12 protein-coding genes are annotated in these 20,972 nt (G+C 65.6%); 8 read left to right on the forward strand and 4 right to left on the reverse strand.

Annotation, left to right across the window (positions count from 1 at the left end; all coding sequences use genetic code 11):
* Nucleotides 1-158 precede the first annotated feature (158 nt).
* From grxD to BLW56_RS15660, 3 genes are read right to left on the reverse strand one after another with little or no spacing between them, the layout of a single operon-like run.
* Complete coding sequence (gene grxD / locus BLW56_RS15650; protein ID WP_093511652.1) at nucleotides 159-491, reverse strand: Grx4 family monothiol glutaredoxin; 333 nt, start codon at nucleotides 489-491, stop codon at nucleotides 159-161.
* Between the two features lie 49 nt (nucleotides 492-540).
* Nucleotides 541-774 (reverse strand): BolA/IbaG family iron-sulfur metabolism protein, encoded by a 234-nt coding sequence (locus BLW56_RS15655; RefSeq protein ID WP_093511653.1) that lies wholly within the window; start codon nucleotides 772-774, stop codon nucleotides 541-543.
* 10 nt (nucleotides 775-784) lie between these two features.
* The gene (locus tag BLW56_RS15660; protein ID WP_093511654.1) at nucleotides 785-1,111 is read right to left on the reverse strand and encodes a DUF1476 domain-containing protein; all 327 of its coding nucleotides are present in this window, start codon (nucleotides 1,109-1,111) and stop codon (nucleotides 785-787) included.
* Between the two features lie 210 nt (nucleotides 1,112-1,321).
* Between BLW56_RS15660 and BLW56_RS15665 the strand changes: the two genes are divergently transcribed.
* The 8 genes from BLW56_RS15665 to BLW56_RS15700 all read left to right on the forward strand — a co-directional run bounded on the left by BLW56_RS15665 (nucleotide 1,322) and on the right by BLW56_RS15700 (nucleotide 19,904).
* Nucleotides 1,322-4,408: a CHAT domain-containing protein gene (locus BLW56_RS15665; protein WP_093511655.1), complete on the forward strand. Its 3,087-nt coding sequence runs from the start codon at nucleotides 1,322-1,324 to the stop codon at nucleotides 4,406-4,408.
* Nucleotides 4,409-4,412: 4 nt separating this feature from the next.
* On the forward strand, nucleotides 4,413-6,503 hold the full coding sequence (locus tag BLW56_RS15670; protein ID WP_093511656.1) for an adenylate/guanylate cyclase domain-containing protein: 2,091 nt from the start codon (nucleotides 4,413-4,415) through the stop codon (nucleotides 6,501-6,503).
* On the forward strand, nucleotides 6,490-7,248 hold the full coding sequence (locus tag BLW56_RS15675; RefSeq protein WP_093511657.1) for a hypothetical protein: 759 nt from the start codon (nucleotides 6,490-6,492) through the stop codon (nucleotides 7,246-7,248). Before BLW56_RS15670 ends, BLW56_RS15675 begins: the two co-directional genes overlap by 14 nt.
* A gap of 183 nt (nucleotides 7,249-7,431) precedes the next feature.
* The gene (locus tag BLW56_RS15680) at nucleotides 7,432-9,255 is read left to right on the forward strand and encodes a ShlB/FhaC/HecB family hemolysin secretion/activation protein (RefSeq protein ID WP_093512034.1); all 1,824 of its coding nucleotides are present in this window, start codon (nucleotides 7,432-7,434) and stop codon (nucleotides 9,253-9,255) included.
* A gap of 28 nt (nucleotides 9,256-9,283) precedes the next feature.
* On the forward strand, nucleotides 9,284-17,050 hold the full coding sequence (locus tag BLW56_RS15685; RefSeq protein WP_093511658.1) for a hypothetical protein: 7,767 nt from the start codon (nucleotides 9,284-9,286) through the stop codon (nucleotides 17,048-17,050).
* Between the two features lie 46 nt (nucleotides 17,051-17,096).
* On the forward strand, nucleotides 17,097-18,557 hold the full coding sequence (gene cysS, locus BLW56_RS15690) for a cysteine--tRNA ligase (RefSeq protein WP_093512036.1): 1,461 nt from the start codon (nucleotides 17,097-17,099) through the stop codon (nucleotides 18,555-18,557).
* A 38-nt stretch (nucleotides 18,558-18,595) separates the two neighbouring features.
* A complete protein-coding gene (locus BLW56_RS15695) occupies nucleotides 18,596-18,952 on the forward strand; it encodes a hypothetical protein (protein WP_093511659.1) in 357 nt (118 codons plus the stop codon).
* 7 nt (nucleotides 18,953-18,959) lie between these two features.
* Nucleotides 18,960-19,904: a D-2-hydroxyacid dehydrogenase gene (locus BLW56_RS15700; RefSeq protein WP_093511660.1), complete on the forward strand. Its 945-nt coding sequence runs from the start codon at nucleotides 18,960-18,962 to the stop codon at nucleotides 19,902-19,904.
* On the opposite strand, the gene BLW56_RS15705 is transcribed toward BLW56_RS15700, so the two are convergent.
* A complete protein-coding gene (locus BLW56_RS15705; protein WP_093511661.1) occupies nucleotides 19,898-20,749 on the reverse strand; it encodes a metallophosphoesterase in 852 nt (283 codons plus the stop codon). The two genes, BLW56_RS15700 and BLW56_RS15705, sit on opposite strands and share 7 nt — an antisense overlap.
* Nucleotides 20,750-20,972: the final 223 nt, after the last annotated feature.

The following is a 20,972-nucleotide window of genomic DNA, read 5'->3' on the forward strand; positions in this document are numbered from 1 at the left end:
GAGGGACAAAATACGGCGTGGGTGCGCCTGCCGAATGGAGGGTGGCAGGAAAAGTCGTCACTAGGCTAACGTCTGCTTCCCACCCCAAAGCCGACAAACAAAAAGCCCGCCGGAGCGAATGCGCCGGCGGGCTTTTTGTTATCTGGCAGATACGCGGGTTATTCGGCGCGCGCCGGAATCCCGGTCATCAGCGTGTGAAGCTCGCCCGCTTCCCACATTTCCATCATGATGTCGCTGCCGCCGATAAATTCACCCTTTACATAAAGCTGGGGGATCGTCGGCCAGTCCGAAAATTCCTTGATGCCCTGACGGACTTCCATGTCCTGCAGCACATCGACCGTTTCATATTCCATGCCGAGGCGGTCGAGCATCGCGATCGCCCGCGAGGAAAAGCCGCACTGCGGGAACAAGGGCGTGCCTTTCATGAACAGCAGCACGGCATTGTCGGCGACCAGCTTGGCAATGCGGTCGTGGGTGGTGGGATCGCTCATTTCATGTCTCCGATGGCGCGCATCGCGCCGCAAATTTCGTCTCAGCCCCTTATGAGGGGATGGCGGTCGTCAATTGCAAGGCATGAAGTTCGCCGCCCATCCGCCCGCCGAGCGCCGCATATACCGCCTTGTGCTGCGCGACGCGCGTCAGGCCGCGAAAGGATTCGCTCACGACATGCGCGGAATAATGGTCGTTGTCGCCCGCAAGGTCGGTGATCTGGACCTCTGCGTCGGGGAACGCCGCAACGATCATCGCCCGCAAATCATCTTCGCGCATGCCCATCGAACGGCCTTCAGTTCTGGCTGTCGATGAACTGGCGGCGAGCTTCGGCCGTCTTGTCGTTCAGCACCGAACGGATTTCGGCATCGCTGATCTCGACGCTCGCCGCGGTCAGGTCGCCCGCCAGCTTGCGGATGACATCCTCGTCGCCCGCTTCCTCGAAATCAGCCTGCACGACGGCCTTGGCATAGGCGTCGGTTTCTTCGGGGGTCAGCCCCATACGCTCGGCCGCCCATTCGCCGACAAGCCGGTTGCGGCGCGCCGTGATGCGGAACTGCACTTCCTGGTCGCGTGCAAATTTGGCCTCGAAGGCGCGTTCACGATCGTCGAATCCGCTCATTTTTTCCTCGTCCGAATGGAATGTCCCCCTGCAGATAGGTTGCGCGCCCCGCTGGCGCAAGCCGCCTGTGCCGCAGATCACTTCCCTTTCGCTTACGAAGAGTTTAGGGTTTGGTCCCAAGGGAATGGGTCGCACCACAGCAATAAAGTTTCCGCCTTGCCGGCGTCACATCGGCATGGCGTCTCTACGCCTGTGTTTGGGGGATTTGTGATGACCGTTCGACGTCCGCGACTTGTGCCGATTCTGGCGCTGCTGGCTTTTGCCGCGCCCGGAACCGCATTGGCGCAAGGCAGCGATCCGACGCTCCGCGACAGTTTTTCGATCGGTGAACAGGGCGGCTCGCTCTGCGAAGTACAGGCGACCGTTCGCGACAATGTGATCAAGGGCATGTTCGACCGCGCATGGACGATCGTCTGCCGCGATGCGAGCCAGCCAGTCGGCACGGTGCGCGAATTGCGCGCAACCTCCGCCGACGCGCGCGCACGAATCGAGCAGGCGCGCTCCGGTACGATCATCTGCACCGCCGCCGACGCCTGTACGATCAAGGGCAGCAATATCGCGTGGCAGACGCGGATCGAGACCAAAGGCAATATGACCTACAGCGTCGAGGGCTTCGACGCTTATTCGGACGCGCTGAACCTCGCGCTCGAATCGATACGCCAGCACCGCGTGATGCCGGGCGTGATCAAGGTCGCGACGACATCGGTCGGCGGCAATGACGGTTTCGCCCGCACGATCGCCGGGACGATCGACGTCGATAAGGCGCTGGCCGAGGGATATCGCCGCAACCACAGCGGCGACTATGCCGAAGCCGCCGAATTTTTCGAGGCGCTGTCGCGCCGCGCGACCGAAGAACAGTCGGCCGCCGACATCGACCCGACCGAAGTCACGCTGAACCGGGCGCTGCAACGCTCGAACCTCGGCGAATTTGCCGAAGCCGAACGCTTGTTCGCAGACGTCGAGGCGATTCCGACCGCCGACCCCGTCCAGCTGCGCCTCCGCCGCAATTTCCGTGCGATCCATGCGCTCAACCAGCGCGACTATGATGGCGCAGCCACGCGGCTTCAGACGCCGATCCCGCCGCTCACGAGCGGGGTGACGGTGTCGGGCGACGCGGTCACGCTGACGCCGCAGATCGTCGCGGGGGTGAACAGCGGCGACAACGCCCGCGTCATCCGCCAGAGCAACGACCGCGAGCGCCTGTCGCCGCTCGAACGCGCGCAGATCATCGATGCGCAGGCAACCCATTTGCTCGGCACCGTCGAACGGCTGCGTGGTAATGCCGAGGCGGCAAAGACCGCCCAGCTCAAAGGCCTTAACGATGCGATTGCGGTGCGCGAAGGCCGGGTGACCTCGATCATCCGTTTGCGCTCGCAGATGCTCGGCGAGCTTGCGCTGGCCGAGGAAGCGAACGGCGACAAGGCCGCGGCCGACGCGCGTTTCCTTGAATCGGTGAACCTGCTCGCGGTCGAATATCCCGAAACCAACGCGCTCGCCTCGGCGCGGGCACGCTATGCGTCCTTCCTCACCCGCGAGGGGCAGGACGACAAGGCGATGGGCATTTATCGCGAAGTCGTGACCGCGCTCGCCAGCACGCAGCGTTCGACCGCGGGCATGGCAAATATGATGGCGCCCTATTACCGGCTGCTTGCCGCGCGGTCGGCAACCGACCCCAAAGCGATCGAGGACTTCTTCGTCGCGAGCCAGCTACAGATCCGCCCGGGCGTTGCCGACACGCAAGCCGTGCTCGCGCGCGAACTGTCGGGCGGCAGCAGCGACGGCGCCCGCCTGTTCCGTCAGGCGACGACGCTCAATCGCGACCTCGAACGCGCGCGGATCGAGGATGCCCGTCTTGCCCAGTTGCCTGAATCGCCCGAAGTCAACGCGCTGCGCGCCGACATCAAGGGACAGCTCGACAATCTGTCGTTCCAGCAGGCCGAAACGGTGGTCGCGCTATCGGCCTTCCCGCAATATCGCGTCGTCGCGTCGGGTAAGCTCGACCTTGCCGAATTGCAGCAGGTTCTGCGCCCCGACGAAGCCTATCTGAAAATGCTCGTCGTCGGTGACGGCGTCTATGCGATGATGATCGAACAGGGCAAAGCCCAGCTCTGGAAATCGGACATCGGCGCCGCGGGGCTCGAAACCGCCGTCGATACGATCCGTTCGACGATCTCGGTCGTCGAGAACGGCCGCCGCGTCACCTATCCGTTCGATGCAGCCGCCTCGTACAAGCTTTATGGCCAATTGTTCGGCCCCGTCGCGGCGCGACTGCCGACGGTGCCGCACCTGATCTTCGAACCCGATGGCGCGATGCTGCGCCTGCCGATCAACCTCCTGATCACTTCGGACACCGGTCTTGCCGCCTACGAACAGCGCCTACTCGATCCCGATGCCGATCCGTTCGACATGCGCCAGATCGCCTGGCTCGGCCGGACGTCGCGCCCTAGCACCGCGGTCTCCACCCTTGGCTTCCGCAACGCGCGGCAGGCGGCACCGTCGAAGGCCAGCCATCAATATTTCGGCCTTGGTGAGAATCTGCCCATCAGTGGGCGTCTCCCCTCGCTTGGCACGCGCGGCGCAGCGGGTGGCAGCGTCGACGGCGATTGCCTGTGGGATGCGGCGCAATGGGCGCGTCCCATCTCGGCCGAGGAACTGGTGACCGCACGCGCTGCGATGGGCCGCGACGCCGGCACGCTGCTCACCGGCGGCGCCTTCACCGATACCGCCGTCAAGAACCGCGCCGACCTCGGCGATTACCGCATCATCCATTTCGCGACCCATGGCCTTGTCACCGCGCCGCGCCCCGCCTGTCCCGCACGCCCGGCACTCGTCACCTCGTTCGGCGGTGCGGATTCGGACGGACTGCTGACCTTCCAGGAAATCTTCGACCTCAAGATCGACGCCGACCTCGTCATCCTGTCGGCGTGCGACACCGCCGGTGCGGCGAGCGTTGCGGCCACTCGCGAGGCGGGGCTTTCGGGCGGCGGCAACGCGCTCGACGGGCTGGTGCGCAGCTTCATCGGCGCGGGTGGACGGTCGGTGATCGCAAGCCATTGGCCCGCCCCCGACGACTTTGACGCGACCAAGCGACTGATCGGCGGGCTTTTCGCGGCGACCGAGGGAGAAAGCGTCGCCGATGCTTTGTGGGGAACGCAGGTCCACCTGATGGACGACCAGCAGACGTCGCATCCCTATTATTGGGCGGGCTTCGCGATCATCGGCGACGGCGGTCAGGCGCTGCTCCACAGCGGTGCGACCGCACGAAATGGAGAGACTGCCGGCCGCGCTGCCCGCTGATCCGATGAACGCACCCGAAGCCATCATTCCCGCGGCGGACGCAACCGCGCCGGACGGCCAGCGCGCCGGAGTTCCATTGGGCAAGCGCGTCCGGCGGTTGGTCATGCAGCTCGGTCCGTCGCGGATGGCGGCGACGCTCGCCTTTCTCCTGATCGCGATCCTCGTTGCGCGCTTCAGCTGGCAGATGCCGCTGATCGATGCCGCCGAACGCGCGCTCTATGACGCGCGCGCGATGCTGATGGCCCCGCATGTCGAACAGGACAAGCGCATCACCCTCGTCACCTATAACGACGAAACCCTGTTCAATACCGGCATCCGCTCGCCGCTCGACCGCACCCTGCTCGCCAATGCGCTCGGCAACCTCGACCAGATGGGCGCGAAGGCGATCGGGATCGATATCGCGTTCGATTCGCCGCGTCCTGACGACGATCTGCTGAAGGCGCAGCTCCGCGCGATGAAGACCCCGACGTGGCTCGCCTATGCCGAACAGGCGAGCAATCCGAACACGATCTTTTTCGAGCAGCAGAAATTCCTCGAAGGCTTCATCGGCGAGGTGACGACCGACAAGACCAGGCCGACGAGCGTCTTGTTCCGCACCGATGACGACAGCGTGATCCGCAACTGGCCCGACCGGCCCAAGAATCTGCCCCCGCTGATGTCGAACGCGCTCGCGCCGATCGATACCGCGCACGCGAATTTTCAGGGTAATATCCGCTTCCTCGTCCCCGCCCGCGCCGCCGCGGGCCAGGAGGAACCGGTCTTCGCCAACATCCCGATCGACACCTTCGCGATGCCCATGGATGCCGAAATGCGCGCGGGCTTCGCCGAATTAGTGAAGGGGCGCTATATCCTGATCGGCGGCGACATCATCGACAACGACCAGTTCAACACGCCGCTGAGCCGCTTTCCCGACGCGATTACCGGTCAGCATGAAACGATGATCGGGCTCGAGGTTCATGCGCATATGCTGGCGCAGCAACTCGACAAGGCATGGACCCGGCCGATCCCCGGCCCCGCGCTGTGGGGGCTCGCGGTGCTGATCGTCCTCGCGGGCGGACTCACCAGCCTGATCGACCTACGCGCGCGCTGGGTGGCGCTCGCCTTCCTCGGGCAGATGGCCTTCTTCATCGCTTTCCCCTTCTGGCTGCAGGGTCGCGGCGTCGACACGACAACGCTCCCTACCTTCGGCTGGGCGGTCGGCTGGCTGTTCGGTTACGCCGCCGTGGGCACCGCCGCGCGCACCGTCGGCTCGCGACAGCGCGCCTTCGCGCAGTCGGCGCTCGGCAAATATCTGCCCGCCGACATCGCGGCGCAGATCATGCGCGATCCCGACCAGCTTTCGCTGCATGGCGAGCGGCGCAACATCTTTTGCGTCTTTACCGACCTCGAAGGCTTTACGAAGCTCAGCCACGCGGTGACGCCGGAAACCGTGGCGCGGCTGCTCAACGAATATCTCGATCGCCTGTCGGACATCGTGCTCGCCCATGGCGGGACGATCGACAAATTCGTCGGCGACGCGATCGTCGCCTTCTGGGGCGCCCCGATCAGCCGGCCCGACGACGGCGAACAGGCGGCCGCCGCAGCACTTGCCATGTATCAGGCGGGCGAGAAATATCGCGTCGACCTGGCTGCCGAGGATGTGCCGCCGATCGGCATGACGCGCGTCGGGCTTCATGTCGGCGACGCGATCGTCGGCAATTTCGGCGGCGAAGGCCGCATCCAATATACCGCGCTCGGCGACAGCATGAACACCGCCTCACGGCTCGAGGCGGCAAACAAGGGCCTCAAGACCGGGGTGCTGGTGTCCGCCGAAGCGGCCGCGCGGTCGCGCCGCGACGATCTGGTGCCGATGGGCCGCGTCACGCTGCGCGGCCGGGCGCAGCCGGTCGATGTCTTCACGCCGCGCCCGGACCTCGCGCCCGACCAGCGGGACCGCATCGCCGCGCTGGTCACCGCCCACGCGGCGGGCGACAAAAAAACCTATGTGACCTGTGCCACAGCAATACAGGGCGATTTCGGTCAGGATCCAGCCATCATGTTTCTGATAGAACGCCTGAACGAGACCAAAGAGGGAGAAAGCTATGTCCTTTCCTGATTTCCGGATGCGCCGCCTCGGCCTCACCGCCGCTGCCGCCATCGCCGCCGTCGCCATGGTGGGCACCGCCGCCGCGCAATCGATGGTCGTCCGCTCGACCGGCCCGTCGGCGAGCAAATATCCTGCCGGTGCCAAGCTTAAATCCTCCGACAAGCTGACGCTGGTTGCCGGCGACCGGATCATCTTGATGCAGGCAGGCAAAACGCGCACGCTGTCCGGCCCCGGCACCTTTGGCGCCACCGGCACGGTGCAGGCGAGCCAGTCGCTTGGCGGCAACGTCACGCGCATGCTCGCCAAGGGGCCGACGATGCGGTCGCGCGGCGGATTTTCGCGCGGACCGGGAGAGGAAGCGCCCGCCAATGTCCGGGCGCCGAACCTGTGGCTGCTCGACTATCGCGAGGGCGGCACCTTCTGCGTCCTCGATCCGTCGGTCCTGATGCTGTGGCGCCCGAACATGGAAGGCGACACCGCGCTCGAAATCGAAAGCGCGGGCAAGAAAGCCACCGTTGCGATCGTCGATGGCGCGAATTTCCGCAAATGGCCGACCGATGTGCTGCCGGTGCAATATGGCACCGACTATCGTTTGTCGGGCGGCGGTCTCGCCAAGCCGGTGACGGTGCGTTTCGCCGCCGTCGAAAACGCACCCGACACGGCCGAAGGGTCGATCGACATGCTGATGGGCAAGGGCTGCTCGCCGCAGCTCAACCGCCTTGTCGATACGATGTCGGAAGCCGAAGCCGGATGAGATGAATGGATGCGGGCGGTGATTGTCGCCGCCCCATCCGTCTGATATTTACCCACGAAAATTCCGCCAGTCGCGTGACGGAACATTTCCTTGGGTCGAAATTTGCGCTGCCGTTTGCGCGGCCGTGCCAGTGGAGTTGGCGCATCGCGATGATCGCGGGGCGCCTGTACGCAAGGGGTGATGATGACCGTGTCGGGGGACTTCGGACTTAATATGATCGCGCGGCCGAAACTGGCGGCGATCCTTCGGATATCGGCCTGTTCGGCGGGGCTGGTCGCCGCCGCCTTGCCCGTCGCCGCCCTGGCGCAAGCGACACCGCAAATCCCGACCCGGGAAGAAATCCAGCGGCCGCCGACGCCGCCCGCCGTCCAGCCCAACGAACAAATCGTCGCGGTCGACGACGGGATCGAGCACGCACCCTGCCCGCTCGCCAGCCCCGAATTCGCCAACATCCGCTTCACGCTGCGCGCCGTCGAGTTCACGAGCGTTGATGGCATCGACAATGCCATCCTCGGACCGAGCTGGTCGGATCGTGTGGGGCAGGAACTGCCGATTGCCGCCGTTTGCGACATTCGCGACCGCGCGGCGACGATCCTGCGTTCGCAGGGCTATCTTGCCGCAGTCCGCGTCCCGGCGCAGACGATCGGCGACGGCGTCGTCCGGCTCGACATTCTTTCGGCGCGCATGTCGCGGATCGAGGTCCGCGGCGATGCCGGAGCGAATGAGGGGCTGCTCCAGCGCTATCTGTCGCGGCTCGACGACCAGCCGGTGTTCAACATCGTCGACGCCGAACGCTATCTTCTGCTCGCGCGTGACATTCCGGGGATGGACGCGCGCCTGACGCTGCGCCCCGGCGTGGTTCCCGGTGAAGTCGTCGGCGAAGTCACCGTCGCGCGCACGCCATATACGTTCGATTTCAACGCGCAGAATTTCGGCTCGCGCGACGTCGGCCGCTGGGGCGGCATCGCGCGCGCGCGGCTCGCCGGACTCACCGGCATGGGCGACCTCACCACGGTCAGCTTCTATGCGACCCCCGATTTCGACGAGCAAAAGGTCGTGCAGGCGTCGCACGAGTTCCGCGTCGGCGGCGAAGGCCTGCGCTTCGGCGCCAGCTACACCTACGCCTGGACTCGCCCCGACATCACGGGCTTTGCCGTCAAATCGAACACCCAGATCGTCAGCCTTTTCGGTTCCTATCCCCTCGTGCTGACGCAGGCGCGGCGCGTGACTTTGGGCGGTGGGCTCGATTTCATCGATCAGGACATCAGCCTGACCAGCGTCCCGATCAACCGCGACCGGCTGCGCGTATTCAACCTGCGCGCCGACGCGAGCTGGATCGACCCCGGCTCGATCGCGGGACGCGGCGGCTATAGCCCCAGCGAACCGCGCTGGTCGCTCTCGACCTCGCTCGAAGCCCGCAAGGGCGCCTCCCTCCTCGGCGCCAGCGATGATTGCGGCCCGGGTGGCACGGCCTGTTTCCTGCCCGGTGCGGTCCCGCTGACGCGCGTCGAGGGCCAGCCCGACGCCTTCCTCGTCCGCGCCAACGCACTCGCCGAATGGCGGCCGGCCAAGCTGTTCACGCTCTCCGCCGCGCCGCGCGCGCAATGGGCCAACGATCCGCTGCTCGCGTACGAAGAATTTTCGGGCGGCAACTTTACTGTCGGACGCGGCTTCGATCCCGGCACGGTTATCGGCGACAGCGGCGTCGCGGTCGCTCTGGAAGCGCGCTACGGTTCCTTCGCTCCGGCCAACACCGAAAGCTTCGCTTTCCAGCCGTTCGTCTTCTTCGACGCGGCGTGGGTGTGGAACAAGGACACCGCGTTCGACGGCCTCAACCCGCAAAAGCTCTTCTCGGCCGGTGGCGGCGTCCGCGTCGCTTACGGCGATCTGGCGCGGCTCGACATGGCGTTGGCCGTGCCACTCAATCGCGGCGGCTTTCTTGCCGAGCGGCCCGATCCGCGGCTGCTTGTGTCGCTGACTACCCTGTTCGGCGTGAGGGCGCGCTGACATGACCTTTCCATCGAGGACAACCGCCATGCGTGCCAACGCCAATCCGTCGCCCCTTCGCAACGGCAAGCAGCGCCTGATGACAAGCTGCGCGATCGCCGCGGGCATGGCTGCGCTGGCCTATGGCGGTCCGGCGCTGGCGCAGGTTGCTGCCAACCCCATATTCGTCGATGTGGGCGCAGGCACGGGGGTGAATAACGTCGGCAACCAGACGAATGTGAACGTCACGCAGGCGCAAAGCATCATAAACTGGGTTCCGACCGACACCGCGCCGACGGGCGGCGCGATCGACATCCTGCCCGACGGATCGATCTGGAATTTCAGCGGCTCGGGCGATTACACCGTACTCAACCGCTTCACGAGCGGCTCGGGCGGCTCGCTCAGCCGCCAGATCGCGCTGAACGGCACGGTCAACAGCGTCAACACCGCGGCATCGGGCGCGCGCGGCGGGAATATCTGGTTCTATAACGCGGGCGGCATATTGATCGGCGCGACCGGCGTGATCAACGTCGGCAGCCTTGTTCTCACCAGCAACAATATCATCACCACCGGGGGCCTGTTTGGCCCGACCGGTGAAATCCGTTTCGACGGCGCCGCGGGCAGCACCTCTGCGATCACCGTCAACGGTTCGATCAATACGAACAACGGGATCAACGCGGGCAACAGCTATGTCGCGCTCGTCGCGCCTCGCATCGTCCAGGCCGGCACCGTCCGGACCGACGGGTCGGTTGCCTATGTCGCCGCCGAAGCGGTCGACATCCGGATCAACAGCGGCCTGTTCGACATCAATGTTACCCGCGGTGCCGAGGGCGGGAACGTCATCACCCACACCGGCACCACCACCGGCCCCGCGCATCAGCAGGGCGATACCGACCAAAGCCGTATCTATATGGTCGCCATTCCAAAGAATGACGCGGTCACGATGCTGGTCAGCGGCGCGATCGGCTATGACGATGCGCTGTCGGCGCAGGTCGACCCGGATGGCGCGGTGCGCCTGTCGGCGGGCTATAATATCACGAACGGCGAACATAATCTGGCGCCGGCAAACGCCACCGCGGCCAATATCGTCGTCAACGACACGCTATTCCGCAGCAATACCGCCGCGCATGCGAGCGGCACTTTTAGAGGTGAAGCGCTTCAGCAGCTTCCGGGATCACCGCCGCCCCTGTCGTCGGCAGGACGGATTTTCGTCGAAGGCAATGCGGTTTTCAGCGGCGACGCCGGCGCGACCCTGACCGTCGGCACGGGACAGCAAGGCGGTGCCACAGGCAATCTGACCGTCCGGTCCGACGGCGCCATCGGCGCGGCGGGCAGCGCGGCGGTGGTCGTGAGCGGCGGTACGCTGACGACCGGCAATCTGCTGCAGATCACCTCGCTGGCCCAGCCCGCCACGGCAACTGGCGACAGCCAGGGCGGAACCGCCAGCCTGACGGTGACGGGTGGCAGCGTGATATCGCAGACAATAGCCGTATCGGCCATCGCTGCGGCCGAAATCGGAACCAATGGCACCGCGGGCACCGCCCGTGGCGGCGATGCCAGCATTTCGGTGCGAAATGCCGGATCTTTGCTGAGTGCCACTGCCGTCACTATCAGCGCCTCGGCATTTGGTCCCACCAATATTGCCGTCCCGACCGGCGGCAATGCGCAGGGCGGCAATGCGACCCTGACGGTCGCCGACGGCGCAAGCTTTCGTGCGACGAGCAATGTGTCGCTCGATGCGAATGGCAGCGGCGGATTCGGCCCGGTTCAGGCGGGGAACGGAACGGGCGGCACCGGCCGCATCGAAATCCTGGGCGCGAACACCCTATTCGACACGTTGGACACCTCGATCGCCGTTCGGGGCAATGGAGGAAGTTTTTCCGGTCCAGATACCACTTTGAACGGCGGTGACGGAACCGGGGGGAGCGCTGCGGTCGTCATCAACAGCGGCACCGGTGCAGCCCTGTCGCTCGGCGCACTTTCACTCGATGCCAGCGGACGGGGCGGCGAAGCGAGCGGTGAAAATTCAGTCGGCGGCGATGCCCTGGGCGGCACGGCGAGCCTGACGGCAGACGGCGGCGCCACCGCACAATTCACCTCGATCGCCCTCGCCGCTTCGGCAGAGGCGGGCGGAGCGCTGAGCCCGGGCGGCACGACCGCGCGGGCGGGTAGCGCGCGCGGAAATCAGGTAACGCTGAGCGCAACCAATGGATCGACGATCAACAGCAGCGGTACCGTCGGGCTTTCGGCCACGGGCGCGGTCGTCGCGGGCGAGAATTACGGGTCGGGGACCGGCGGCAACGTCAATATTTCCGCGACGGCCGGCGGCAGCGTGACCAGCAGCAACCGTTTCAACGTCGATGCGTCGGGCGGAAATTATTCCAACGCCATCGGCCAGAGCGCCGGCAACGGCGTCGGCGGCGGCGTCGAATTCCTCGCCGATGGCGGCACCATTCGTGCCGAGGTCTATGAGGTCAACGTCAGCAGCAATACGATCAATGTCAGCGGCACCGGCGGCTCGGCGCAGGGCGGCACGGTCGACCTTTATGCGAACAACGGCGGACAGATCACGGCGACGCTCGATGCCACGAACGTCTTCGACGCCAGCGCAAGGACGGGTATCAGCGCGGCCGGAACGAACGCGACCGGCGGGACGATCCAGCTGATTGCCAACGCCGGCAGCATCAACATGCCCGTCGGGACGATACTCGCGGCCGGCGGCGTTTCGGGCGGCGCGACTGCGGCGGGATCGGACATTTCGGTGGGGAGCGGCGGGACGATATTGGTCCGCACCGTCGCCGACGCCCTGAACAGCAGCGCGATCAGCCTTGGCGATTTCGAAGCATCCGCCGAAGGACGAACCAGGGTCGATGAGGAGAGCGCTCCGGGGCTTCCGCGCGAGACATCGGGCCGCGGCGATGGCGGCTCGATCGATTTCGATATTCAGGGCGGCACGCTGAACGCCGCAACGATCAACATCTCGGCCAATGGCTATGGCGGCAACGGCGCCGCCGACCGCAGCCTCGGAACCGGGGGCGTCGCCACCTTCCAACAGACCGGCGGCACGATCAACGTCGGCGATCTGGTCGTCAGCGCCGACGGCTTCGGCGGCGTGGTACAGGGCCAGTCGGGCGCCGGCATCGGCGGCACCGCAACCATCGACCTGCTCGGCGGCACGATCACCGCGGCCGACATCGTCGCGACCGCCGACGGCGAAGGCGGCGAGGGTTCGTTCGGCTCCGACGACGATCCGATGAATATCGTCCCCGGCGGCATCGGCGGCATCGGCCGCGGCGGCACCGCGACGATCAATATCGAAGGCGCCGCGGTCGTCGGCGCAAGCGTCATCGAAGCACGCGCAGCGGGCACCGGCGGCAATGGCGGCGAATTCTTCAACTTCTCGAGCTTCGGCGGCACCCCGGGCACGCCCGGCGCCGGCGGCGACGGGATCGGCGGCGACGCGACGGTGAACGTCCGCGGCGGCACGACGACGGCCAGCGGCATGGTCGCCAATGCGTCGGGATTGGGCGGCACCGGCGGCAACAGCTTCTTCTCGAGCAGCAGCGGCGCCGCGACCGGCATCGGCGTCGGCGGGGACGGCGGCGCGGGCCGCGGCGGGACCGCCACGATCGCTCTCGAAACGCCGATCCCCGGGGTCGGGATCGCGAACAGCATCGCGCTTGGTACCGGCGGTACGGGCGGCACCCATAATGTCGGCGGCAATGGCGGCGACGGCGTCGGCGGTATCGCGCAAGCGATCGTCACCGGCTTCGACGCCGGCGAACTCGCCGTGACGCTCGATTCGACCGGAACCGGCGGCAATGGCGCGAACGGGCGCGACGGCAACGGCGGCAATGGCGGCAATGGCACGGGTGGCAGTTCGCGCATGACGGCCGATGGCGCGGGCGCGAGCCTGACCGCGCTGGAAAGCAATTTCGTTTCCGGCGGCACGGGCGGCAATGGCGGCGCGGGCGGCCTCGCCTTTGCCGCGGCCCCGGCGGTTGCTCCCTCCGGCGGCAATGGCGGCAACGGCCAGGGCGGCGCGGTCGAAATCGTCGCCAACGAGGGCGGCACCGTCACGCTCGGCTTCCTCAGCGGCGGCAGCATCATTCTCGACAGCGTCGGCCGCGGCGGCATCGGCGGCGGCGGGGCCAATGGCGGCTTCTTCGGCAATTCGACCGGCGGCGACGGCGGCAATGGCGGCGCGGGCACCGGCGGCACCGTATCTTTGCAGGCCAACGGCGGCACGATCACTTCGAACGGCGAGGCCGTCGACATCACCGTCAACGGCATATTGGGCGAGACGGGTATCGGCGGCTCGGGCACCGGCACCGGCGGCAATGGTGCGAACGGCGCCTTCAGCGGAACCACCGGCGGCCGCGTCGTGATCGAGACGACGGCGGGCGCCTCCGGGCCCGGTCAGATCGATCTCGGCCTTACCAGCATCGCCGCGAACGGCGACACCGCCGGCCGCATCGAAATTCGATCGGGCGGCGACATTTCCTTCGCCGGGCTTGACGCACAGGCGCTCGGCACCGCCGCACCGACCAACAACAACACCGATCAGGCGCTCGCGGGAATCTTCATCGCGCCGACGGGCGGCACGATCTCCAGCCAGGGTGACGTCACGCTGACCACCGACGGTTCGGTCGGCATCTATGCGCAGTCGGACGGCATCCTCGATGTCGATGGCGCGCTGACGATCACTGCGGGCGACCAGATCGACATTCGTCACGACGTCCGCGAAGGCACAGCCGCCACTCTGGGTGCAAATGGCAGCCTGATCCTGTCGGCAGCGACCAGCATCAGCGCCGCGCCGGGCAGCCTGATCGGCGCGGGCGACCTGCTTTCGCTCAGCGCGACCGGCCCGACGGCCACGATCGGCGTCGACCGTCTGGCCGGCGGCAACATCGTCATCAGCAGCGCGGGCGCAGCGAGCGTCGAACATGCCGAAGCGGTGGGCGACTTCACCGCGACGACGGGCAGCTTCCGCACCGGGCTGAATTCGATCATCACCGGCGGCAATATCTCGATCGCCTCGCCCGGCGCCGTCGATCTCGGCAATTCGACCGCGGGCGGTTTCGTTCAGGTCAGCGGCCAGTCGATCGTCTTCAACAATATCGATGCCGGCGAACGCATAAGCCTGTCGGCCGAAGGAACGGCAACCGGTGCAGAAGGGATCCGCGGCGGATCTCTCAGCGCGGGCGACGACATAAATCTCTTTGCGAACAGCGTGGCGCTCACCGGCACGGTCACGGGCGACGCATCCTTCTTCGCCTTTGGCACGGGCGGCACTGTTTCGGTGAACAATGCCGACGTCGACGGGACGATCTCGATCTTCTCGGAAGGAGACATGACCGGAACCTATATCGCCGGCGGCGATATCTTCCTGAATTCGGATGCGAATATCAATGTGTCGGCAAGGGCCAATGGCGGCTATGTCGATGCCAATGGCGTTGCGACGCAGGGCAATCTGTTCGTCGATGCGATCGGCAACGCCGCGCTGACCGACAGCTCGGCCGGACGGATGTTCGGCGTCAACAGCGGGGGCGCGGCGACGATCACCAATGGCGCCGCCGGCGAAGACCTGCTGGTGCGGGCGGGAACGACCGCCAGCCTGACCGACGTCACGGCGGGCGACGACCTGACGGTTACGGCGGTCGGCAACATCTTCGCCAACAATGCCAGCACGACGGGCCTCGGAAACGACACCCATATTCTAGCCTATTCGGTCGGATCGTCCAGCGGTGTGTTCACGATCGGCGTCGGCGAAGGCACGGCAGGCACCAACGGCGCCGATATCGTGATGGCCTCGTCGGCCGGCGCGATCGACGCGGCGGCGCTGTCGGCGGGCGACGATATCTTGCTGAATGCCGCCAACAATATCGCGGTCAACGGCGCGACGACGCTCGGCCTCGGCACAACTGCCGGCGACAGCAGCATTCGCACGCAAGGCGGTGCGACGACGCTGTCCGGTATCGACAGCTTCAGCGACGTTATCGTCGATGCGACGGGCGCCGCCAATCTCACCGGCCCGGTTGCGGCGGGACGCGATGTCGCGATCACCGCTGCATCGGTCAGTCTCGCGACGCTCACCGGCCCGGGCGGTGCGGTCGATACGCTGACCGCCGACGGCAATATCGCGGTCAATTCGGCCGCGGGCATCGTCGGCGGCGGGACGCAGGCCTTTGGCGACCTGACGATGACCGCGGGAACCGCCATCGACGTCACCCATGCCGGCGGCGGGACGAACGTCGTGCTGAGCGGGGCAAGCGGTATCGACGCCGACACCGTATCGTCGTCGGGAACGACCAGCCTCGACAGCACGGCTGGCGAAATCCGGATCGGCAGCCTCAATTCCAGCGGCACGATCGACGCCAGGGCCAATGCGATCCGCATCGAAGGCGGCGGCAACATGCACTTCACGTCGCTGAACGCAGCGACCGGCGGCGCCTATGTCCGCGGCAATGGCGATTTCTCGGTCGACAATGGCAGCGTCGCCGGAACCGCCGACTTCGCCACCAGCGGCGAGGCGATGAACATCATCGCGCTGACCGCCGCCAACGCGAATATCGCGAACAGCGGCGGCTTCCTTACGCTGAATTCGGTCAGCGTGACGGGCGATCTGGCCGCTTCGGCACGGTCGAACCTGGCCGTCACCGGCGTCGTGACCGGCCAGTCGATCTCGCTCGAATCGGCCGACATCGCGATCGGATCGGCGGGCCGCGTCGGCACGGCGGGCGTCACCCAGCAGCTGTCGATCGCGAACAATGATGACGGCAGCCAGACGTTCATCGGCGGCACGGCGAGCTCTACCGGCCCCAACGGCTATCATATCGACGCCGACGAGCTGACACGCGTTTTCGGCACACAGATCGAAGTCTTCGCACCCAAGGTTCAGGCCGCGGGCGGGCTCTCGGTCGGATCGTCCGCACCGCCCGACGTCGTGGTCGATACATTCACCATGACCGGCGGCGCGTCGAACTCCAACCTCGGCGCCAATGGCGCGCTGACGATCAGCACCCCGGGCAAGATGCGCGTGATCGGCAATGTCCAGCTCACCGGGCTCACCGATACCAATGGATTGAACCTGATCGCAGACGAGGCGATCGAGGTCATCCTCGGTCAAGGGACCGTCCGCCTCACCGGCGCGAGCAATGCCCCGGGCGGTCAGCTCACCATGGAATCGGACGACATCATCGTCGCGACGCCGGCCGCGATCGCCGCGGTCGGTGCCGCAACGTCGATCGACGCGATCAACGCCCGGCTGGGCGAAAATGACGGCGTCGTGCTCGACGAAGGAGCGCTCTTCGCGCGTGGTATCCGCGCCAATGTGTCCGGCGGCTTCTATGTCCAGAACAGCGGCGCGGGAACCGACCTCGCCTTGCGCCGCGGGCTGACATTCGGCGCCGGCGGCCTCGATGTGGTCGCGCAGGGACAGCCGCGCATCGTCGTCAATGGCGTCCAGCTTGGCGCCAACGGGCAGGTGACCGGCCTCGAAGCGCTTCAGCTTCTGACGATCAACGGCGCGGCGCCGGTGGTCGGCACCTATGATCGCCGGTCGACCTTCAACGGCTGCTTTATCGCCAGCCCGACGGCGTGCACCACGGTCGCGATCGATTTCGAGAATAATTTCCCGGTTCAGGATATTATCGACGAAGAGGTCGACGACGACGATGCCGTCGGCAAAGGCAATAATTTCCCGCAGGCGCTGATCACGATGCGCGACATCGACCCGATGACCGGCGAGCCGCTGCTCGACGATCCGGTGACCGGCGCGGGCAATGACGATTTGTGGACGCCGCCGCAGCAATAAGGCTTTCGGTTGACGTCGGCGGGCGGAGCAAGGCATGGGCGCGGTGATGACCGACGCTCCTGCCTCTCCGCTCAAGCTGTTCAACAGCCTGACGCGCAGCCTCGAAACCTTCGAGCCCGTCCACCCCGGGGAGGCCCGCGTCTATTCGTGCGGGCCGACGGTCTATAATTATCAGCATATCGGCAATATGCGTGCCTATGTCTTCGCCGACACGCTCGGCCGCACCCTGTCCTTTAAGGGCTATTCGCTGCGCCACATCATTAACATCACCGACGTCGGCCATCTGACCTCCGACGCCGATGCCGGCGACGACAAGATGGAGAAGGCGGCGGTGCAGCAAGGCAAGACGGCGTGGGACATCGCCGCCTTCTACACGGCCGAGTTCAAGCGCGATCTTGATTGGCTCAATGTCCGTAGTCCCGCGAAATGGACCGTCGCGACCGACTATGTCCCCCGCATGATCGAATTTGCGAAGCGTATCGCGGATGCGCATTGCTACGAACTCGAAAGCGGCCTGTATTTCGACGTCTCGACTGTCGCCGATTACGGCCGCCTCGCGCGTGCCGTCACCGACGAGGGCGAAGGCCGGATCGAAGAAGTGGATGGCAAGCGCCACGCCGCCGATTTCGCGATCTGGCGCAAGACCCCGGCGGGCGAGACGCGTCAGATGGAATGGGATTCGCCATGGGGTCGCGGCGCGCCGGGCTGGCATCTCGAATGCTCGGTCATGGGCGAGGCTGAACTCGGAATGCCGTTCGACATTCATACGGGAGGCATCGATCACCGCGAAATCCACCATCCGAACGAAATCGCCCAGAATCAGGCGTATCGCGACTGCGGCAGCCTCGACTGCACCGAACATTCGGGGGCACGGCTGTGGATGCACAATAATTTCCTTATCGACCGCGGTGGCAAGATGTCGAAATCGAGCGGCGAGTTCCTGCGGCTTCAGTTGCTGGTCGATCGCGGCTATTCCCCCCTCGCCTATCGACTGATGTGCCTTCAGGCGCATTATCGAAGCGAGCTGGAATTTTCGTGGGAGGGCCTTGGCGCGTCACTGACGCGGCTCAAGCGACTGGTCATGGCGGCTGTCCCGGTTCGCGAGGTCGCGAACGCAGAAGTGACCGACCGCCGCCTCGTCGACCTGCTCGAAAAATTCGACGCCGCCATGTCGGACGATCTGGGCACTGCGGTTGCGCTGACTCTGCTCGAAGAGGCCGCCGCCATGAAAAAAGTCGATGCCGGACAGAAGCGGGCGGCGCTGGCCGCGATGGACGCGGTGCTCGGCCTCAGCCTGCTCTCGATCGATCGCACCGACCTGCGCGTGCGCCCGAAATCGGTCGTCATCACCGAAGACGAGATCGAAGCCACGCTCGTCCGCCGCAAGGAAGCCCGCGCCGCGAAGGACTTCGCCGCCTCCGACGCGCTGCGCGACGAACTCATCGCCGCGGGTGTGGAGGTGATGGACGGCGACCCGCTCGGCTGGGACTGGCGCCTCTCCAATTAGAGGCTTGCCCCGGCCTTGCGCGCTGCTAGCTTCGTTGCATGTCGCAACTGATCTGCTGGCTCCTTGTCGGGCTTGTCCATCTGATCCCGGCGCTGGCCCTGTTCCGGCCGGCGCTGATCACGCGGCTCTATGGCATTCAGCCCGACAGCCCGCTCTTCCTGTTGATGCATCATCGCGCCGCGCTGTTTTTCGCTGTGCTCGTCGCCTGCGTCTGGGCGGCGTTCGATCCCGGCGGGCGCAAACTCGCAGCCTTGCTCGCCGCGATCTCGATGCTCAGCTTCCTTTTTCTCTATCAAACATACGGCCGTCCCGTGCCGCTCGCGACCATCGCGCTCGTCGATCTGATCGGGCTCCTTCCCCTCGCCTGGGCCGGCTGGCACGCATTTCAGCAGTAGGAAAAACATGACCAAAACTGTCACCGTCCTCTCGGGCCTCATCCGTCCGCTCCTCGAAAACGGCCTGCCCGACTGGATCGAACCGCGCTTCTTCGCATCGAAGGAAGAGGCGCTCGAACTCGCGCCGCACGCCGAGATCGGCTGGTTCGACATGTACGACAAGAAGGATATGGCCGCGATCATCACCACCGCGACCAACCTCAAATGGCTGAACTCGATCTATGCCGGGGTCGACGGCATGCCGCTCGACCTGCTCCACCAGCGCGGCACGATCGTCACCAACGGCGCGGGCATCAACGCGATCACCATCGCCGAATATGTCGTGATGGGCATGCTCACCGTCGCCAAGGGATACCGCGACGTCGTGCGCGCGCAGGAAAAGCGCGAATGGCTGATGGACTCGCCGGGCAAGGTCGAATTGTTCGGGTCAAAGGCGTTGCTGCTGGGCTATGGCGCGATCGGCAAGCTGATCGAGGAGCGGCTGAAGGCCTTTGCGGTCGACGTCACCGTCGTCCGCCGCTCGCCGGGTGAGAACACCCTAACCCCCGACCAGTGGCGCGCCAGCTTAAGCGAGTTCGACTGGGTTATCCTCGCCGTCCCGGCGACCCCCGAAACCGACGGCATGATCGGCGCGGCCGAACTGGCCGTGATGAAGCCGACCGCGACGCTGATCAATATCGCGCGTGGCAGCGTCGTCGATCAGGATGCGCTGGTCACGGCCTTGAACGAAAAGCAGATCGCATCGGCCTTTCTCGACGTCACAACCCCCGAACCGCTGCCGTCGGACGATCCGCTATGGAGCCTCGACAACGCGCACATCACGATGCACCTGTCGGGCCGCGCGCAGGACAAGATGTTCGTTCGTTCGGCGCAGCGCTTCCTCGAAAATCTGGACCGCTGGAAAAAAGGTGAAGCCGTCGAGCCGCGTGTCGACCTGTCGCTGGGTTACTGACGCGGCCGCTCGGCCTTCAACTCGCGCACCAGGGGCTGCAGCCGCTCGTCATATTTAGCGAGCATCGTATGCGCCCCGGCATGGTCGTAGAAGCTGACCAGCTCGCGCCCGTTCCAACGGTGCAGCGCATAGGCGGGATCCTCGGCGACGATCATCGGACGGTCGTCGGGCTTGTTCTCGTCGATCGGCCGGAGGTCGAGCGAGACCTGCGGCGCCGTCGACGAGCAGATCGCGATCGTGCGCCCCTCCCACGCAACCGTCACCGAGCGATGGAGGTGCCCGCAGATCAGCCCGCGCACTTGCGGATGCCGGCGCACGACATCGGTGAAGACAGCAACCCACGGCTCGTCAGGGTCGGTGTTCATCCATTCGATCCCGCTTTCGACGGGGGGATGATGCATGACGATATAGGTCGGCTTGGTCCGGTCCTTCGCCAGTTCGGCCTCGAGCCACGCCGCACGCTGCGCGCAAAAGGCACCGCCATGGCGTCCCTCCTCCAGCGTGTCGACCGTCACCAGCCGCAGCTCGGGCAGCTCAATCGTGTACTGGACGAACCCGTTGCCGTCGTCGAAGCCCGGAAAACGGGCATGAAAATTGTCGCGCAGGTCATGGTTGCCGACGCTCGGCCAAACCGGAAACGGACAGCGCGAAAAGGCAGTGGCAAGTCGGCGATAGCTGTCGTCATCGCCGCGGTCGGTGATGTCGCCGGTGGCGAGCAACAGGTCGGGGCGGTTCGGCCCCTCGATCAGCACGTCGAGCACCTCGTCGAGACGCTTGCGGTTATATTCGGCCGGATTGTCCGGATCGAACCCGATATGGATATCTGTGATCTGCGCGATCAGCATATCCGTCCCCTGCTGCAGGGCCTGAACCTGTCCATTACGCGTTCGAGGCGTTGAAATGGCGAAGATGTTGGGTTTGGGTAGCCGTCGCGGGTAGCATCGCTACCCGCAAGGATGGACAAGCCCAAGATCGAAGCCATTTCGACGTCCCTTCGGGATTTGACCGATTTTGTCCATGGCGGCGTCAGCGTGTCTTGGAATATGTTCATATGCCTTTGCCCCGCTT

The organism is Sphingopyxis sp. YR583, assembly GCF_900108295.1.
Lineage (GTDB): Bacteria > Pseudomonadota > Alphaproteobacteria > Sphingomonadales > Sphingomonadaceae > Sphingopyxis.

What these genes read in the sequence shown, in the direction of transcription:
- cysS (WP_093512036.1), top strand. Translation starts at nt 17,097, where the DNA reads ATGACCGACGCTCCTGCCTCTCCGCTCAAGCTGTTCAACAGCCTGACG.
- BLW56_RS15680 (WP_093512034.1), top strand. Translation starts at nt 7,432, where the DNA reads ATGACCGTGTCGGGGGACTTCGGACTTAATATGATCGCGCGGCCGAAA.
- BLW56_RS15685 (WP_093511658.1), top strand. Translation starts at nt 9,284, where the DNA reads ATGCGTGCCAACGCCAATCCGTCGCCCCTTCGCAACGGCAAGCAGCGC.
- BLW56_RS15700 (WP_093511660.1), top strand. Translation starts at nt 18,960, where the DNA reads ATGACCAAAACTGTCACCGTCCTCTCGGGCCTCATCCGTCCGCTCCTC.
- BLW56_RS15705 (WP_093511661.1), bottom strand. Translation starts at nt 20,749, where the DNA reads ATGCTGATCGCGCAGATCACAGATATCCATATCGGGTTCGATCCGGAC.
- BLW56_RS15665 (WP_093511655.1), top strand. Translation starts at nt 1,322, where the DNA reads ATGACCGTTCGACGTCCGCGACTTGTGCCGATTCTGGCGCTGCTGGCT.
- BLW56_RS15660 (WP_093511654.1), bottom strand. Translation starts at nt 1,111, where the DNA reads ATGAGCGGATTCGACGATCGTGAACGCGCCTTCGAGGCCAAATTTGCA.
- BLW56_RS15695 (WP_093511659.1), top strand. Translation starts at nt 18,596, where the DNA reads ATGTCGCAACTGATCTGCTGGCTCCTTGTCGGGCTTGTCCATCTGATC.
- grxD (WP_093511652.1), bottom strand. Translation starts at nt 491, where the DNA reads ATGAGCGATCCCACCACCCACGACCGCATTGCCAAGCTGGTCGCCGAC.
- BLW56_RS15670 (WP_093511656.1), top strand. Translation starts at nt 4,413, where the DNA reads ATGAACGCACCCGAAGCCATCATTCCCGCGGCGGACGCAACCGCGCCG.
- BLW56_RS15655 (WP_093511653.1), bottom strand. Translation starts at nt 774, where the DNA reads ATGGGCATGCGCGAAGATGATTTGCGGGCGATGATCGTTGCGGCGTTC.
- BLW56_RS15675 (WP_093511657.1), top strand. Translation starts at nt 6,490, where the DNA reads ATGTCCTTTCCTGATTTCCGGATGCGCCGCCTCGGCCTCACCGCCGCT.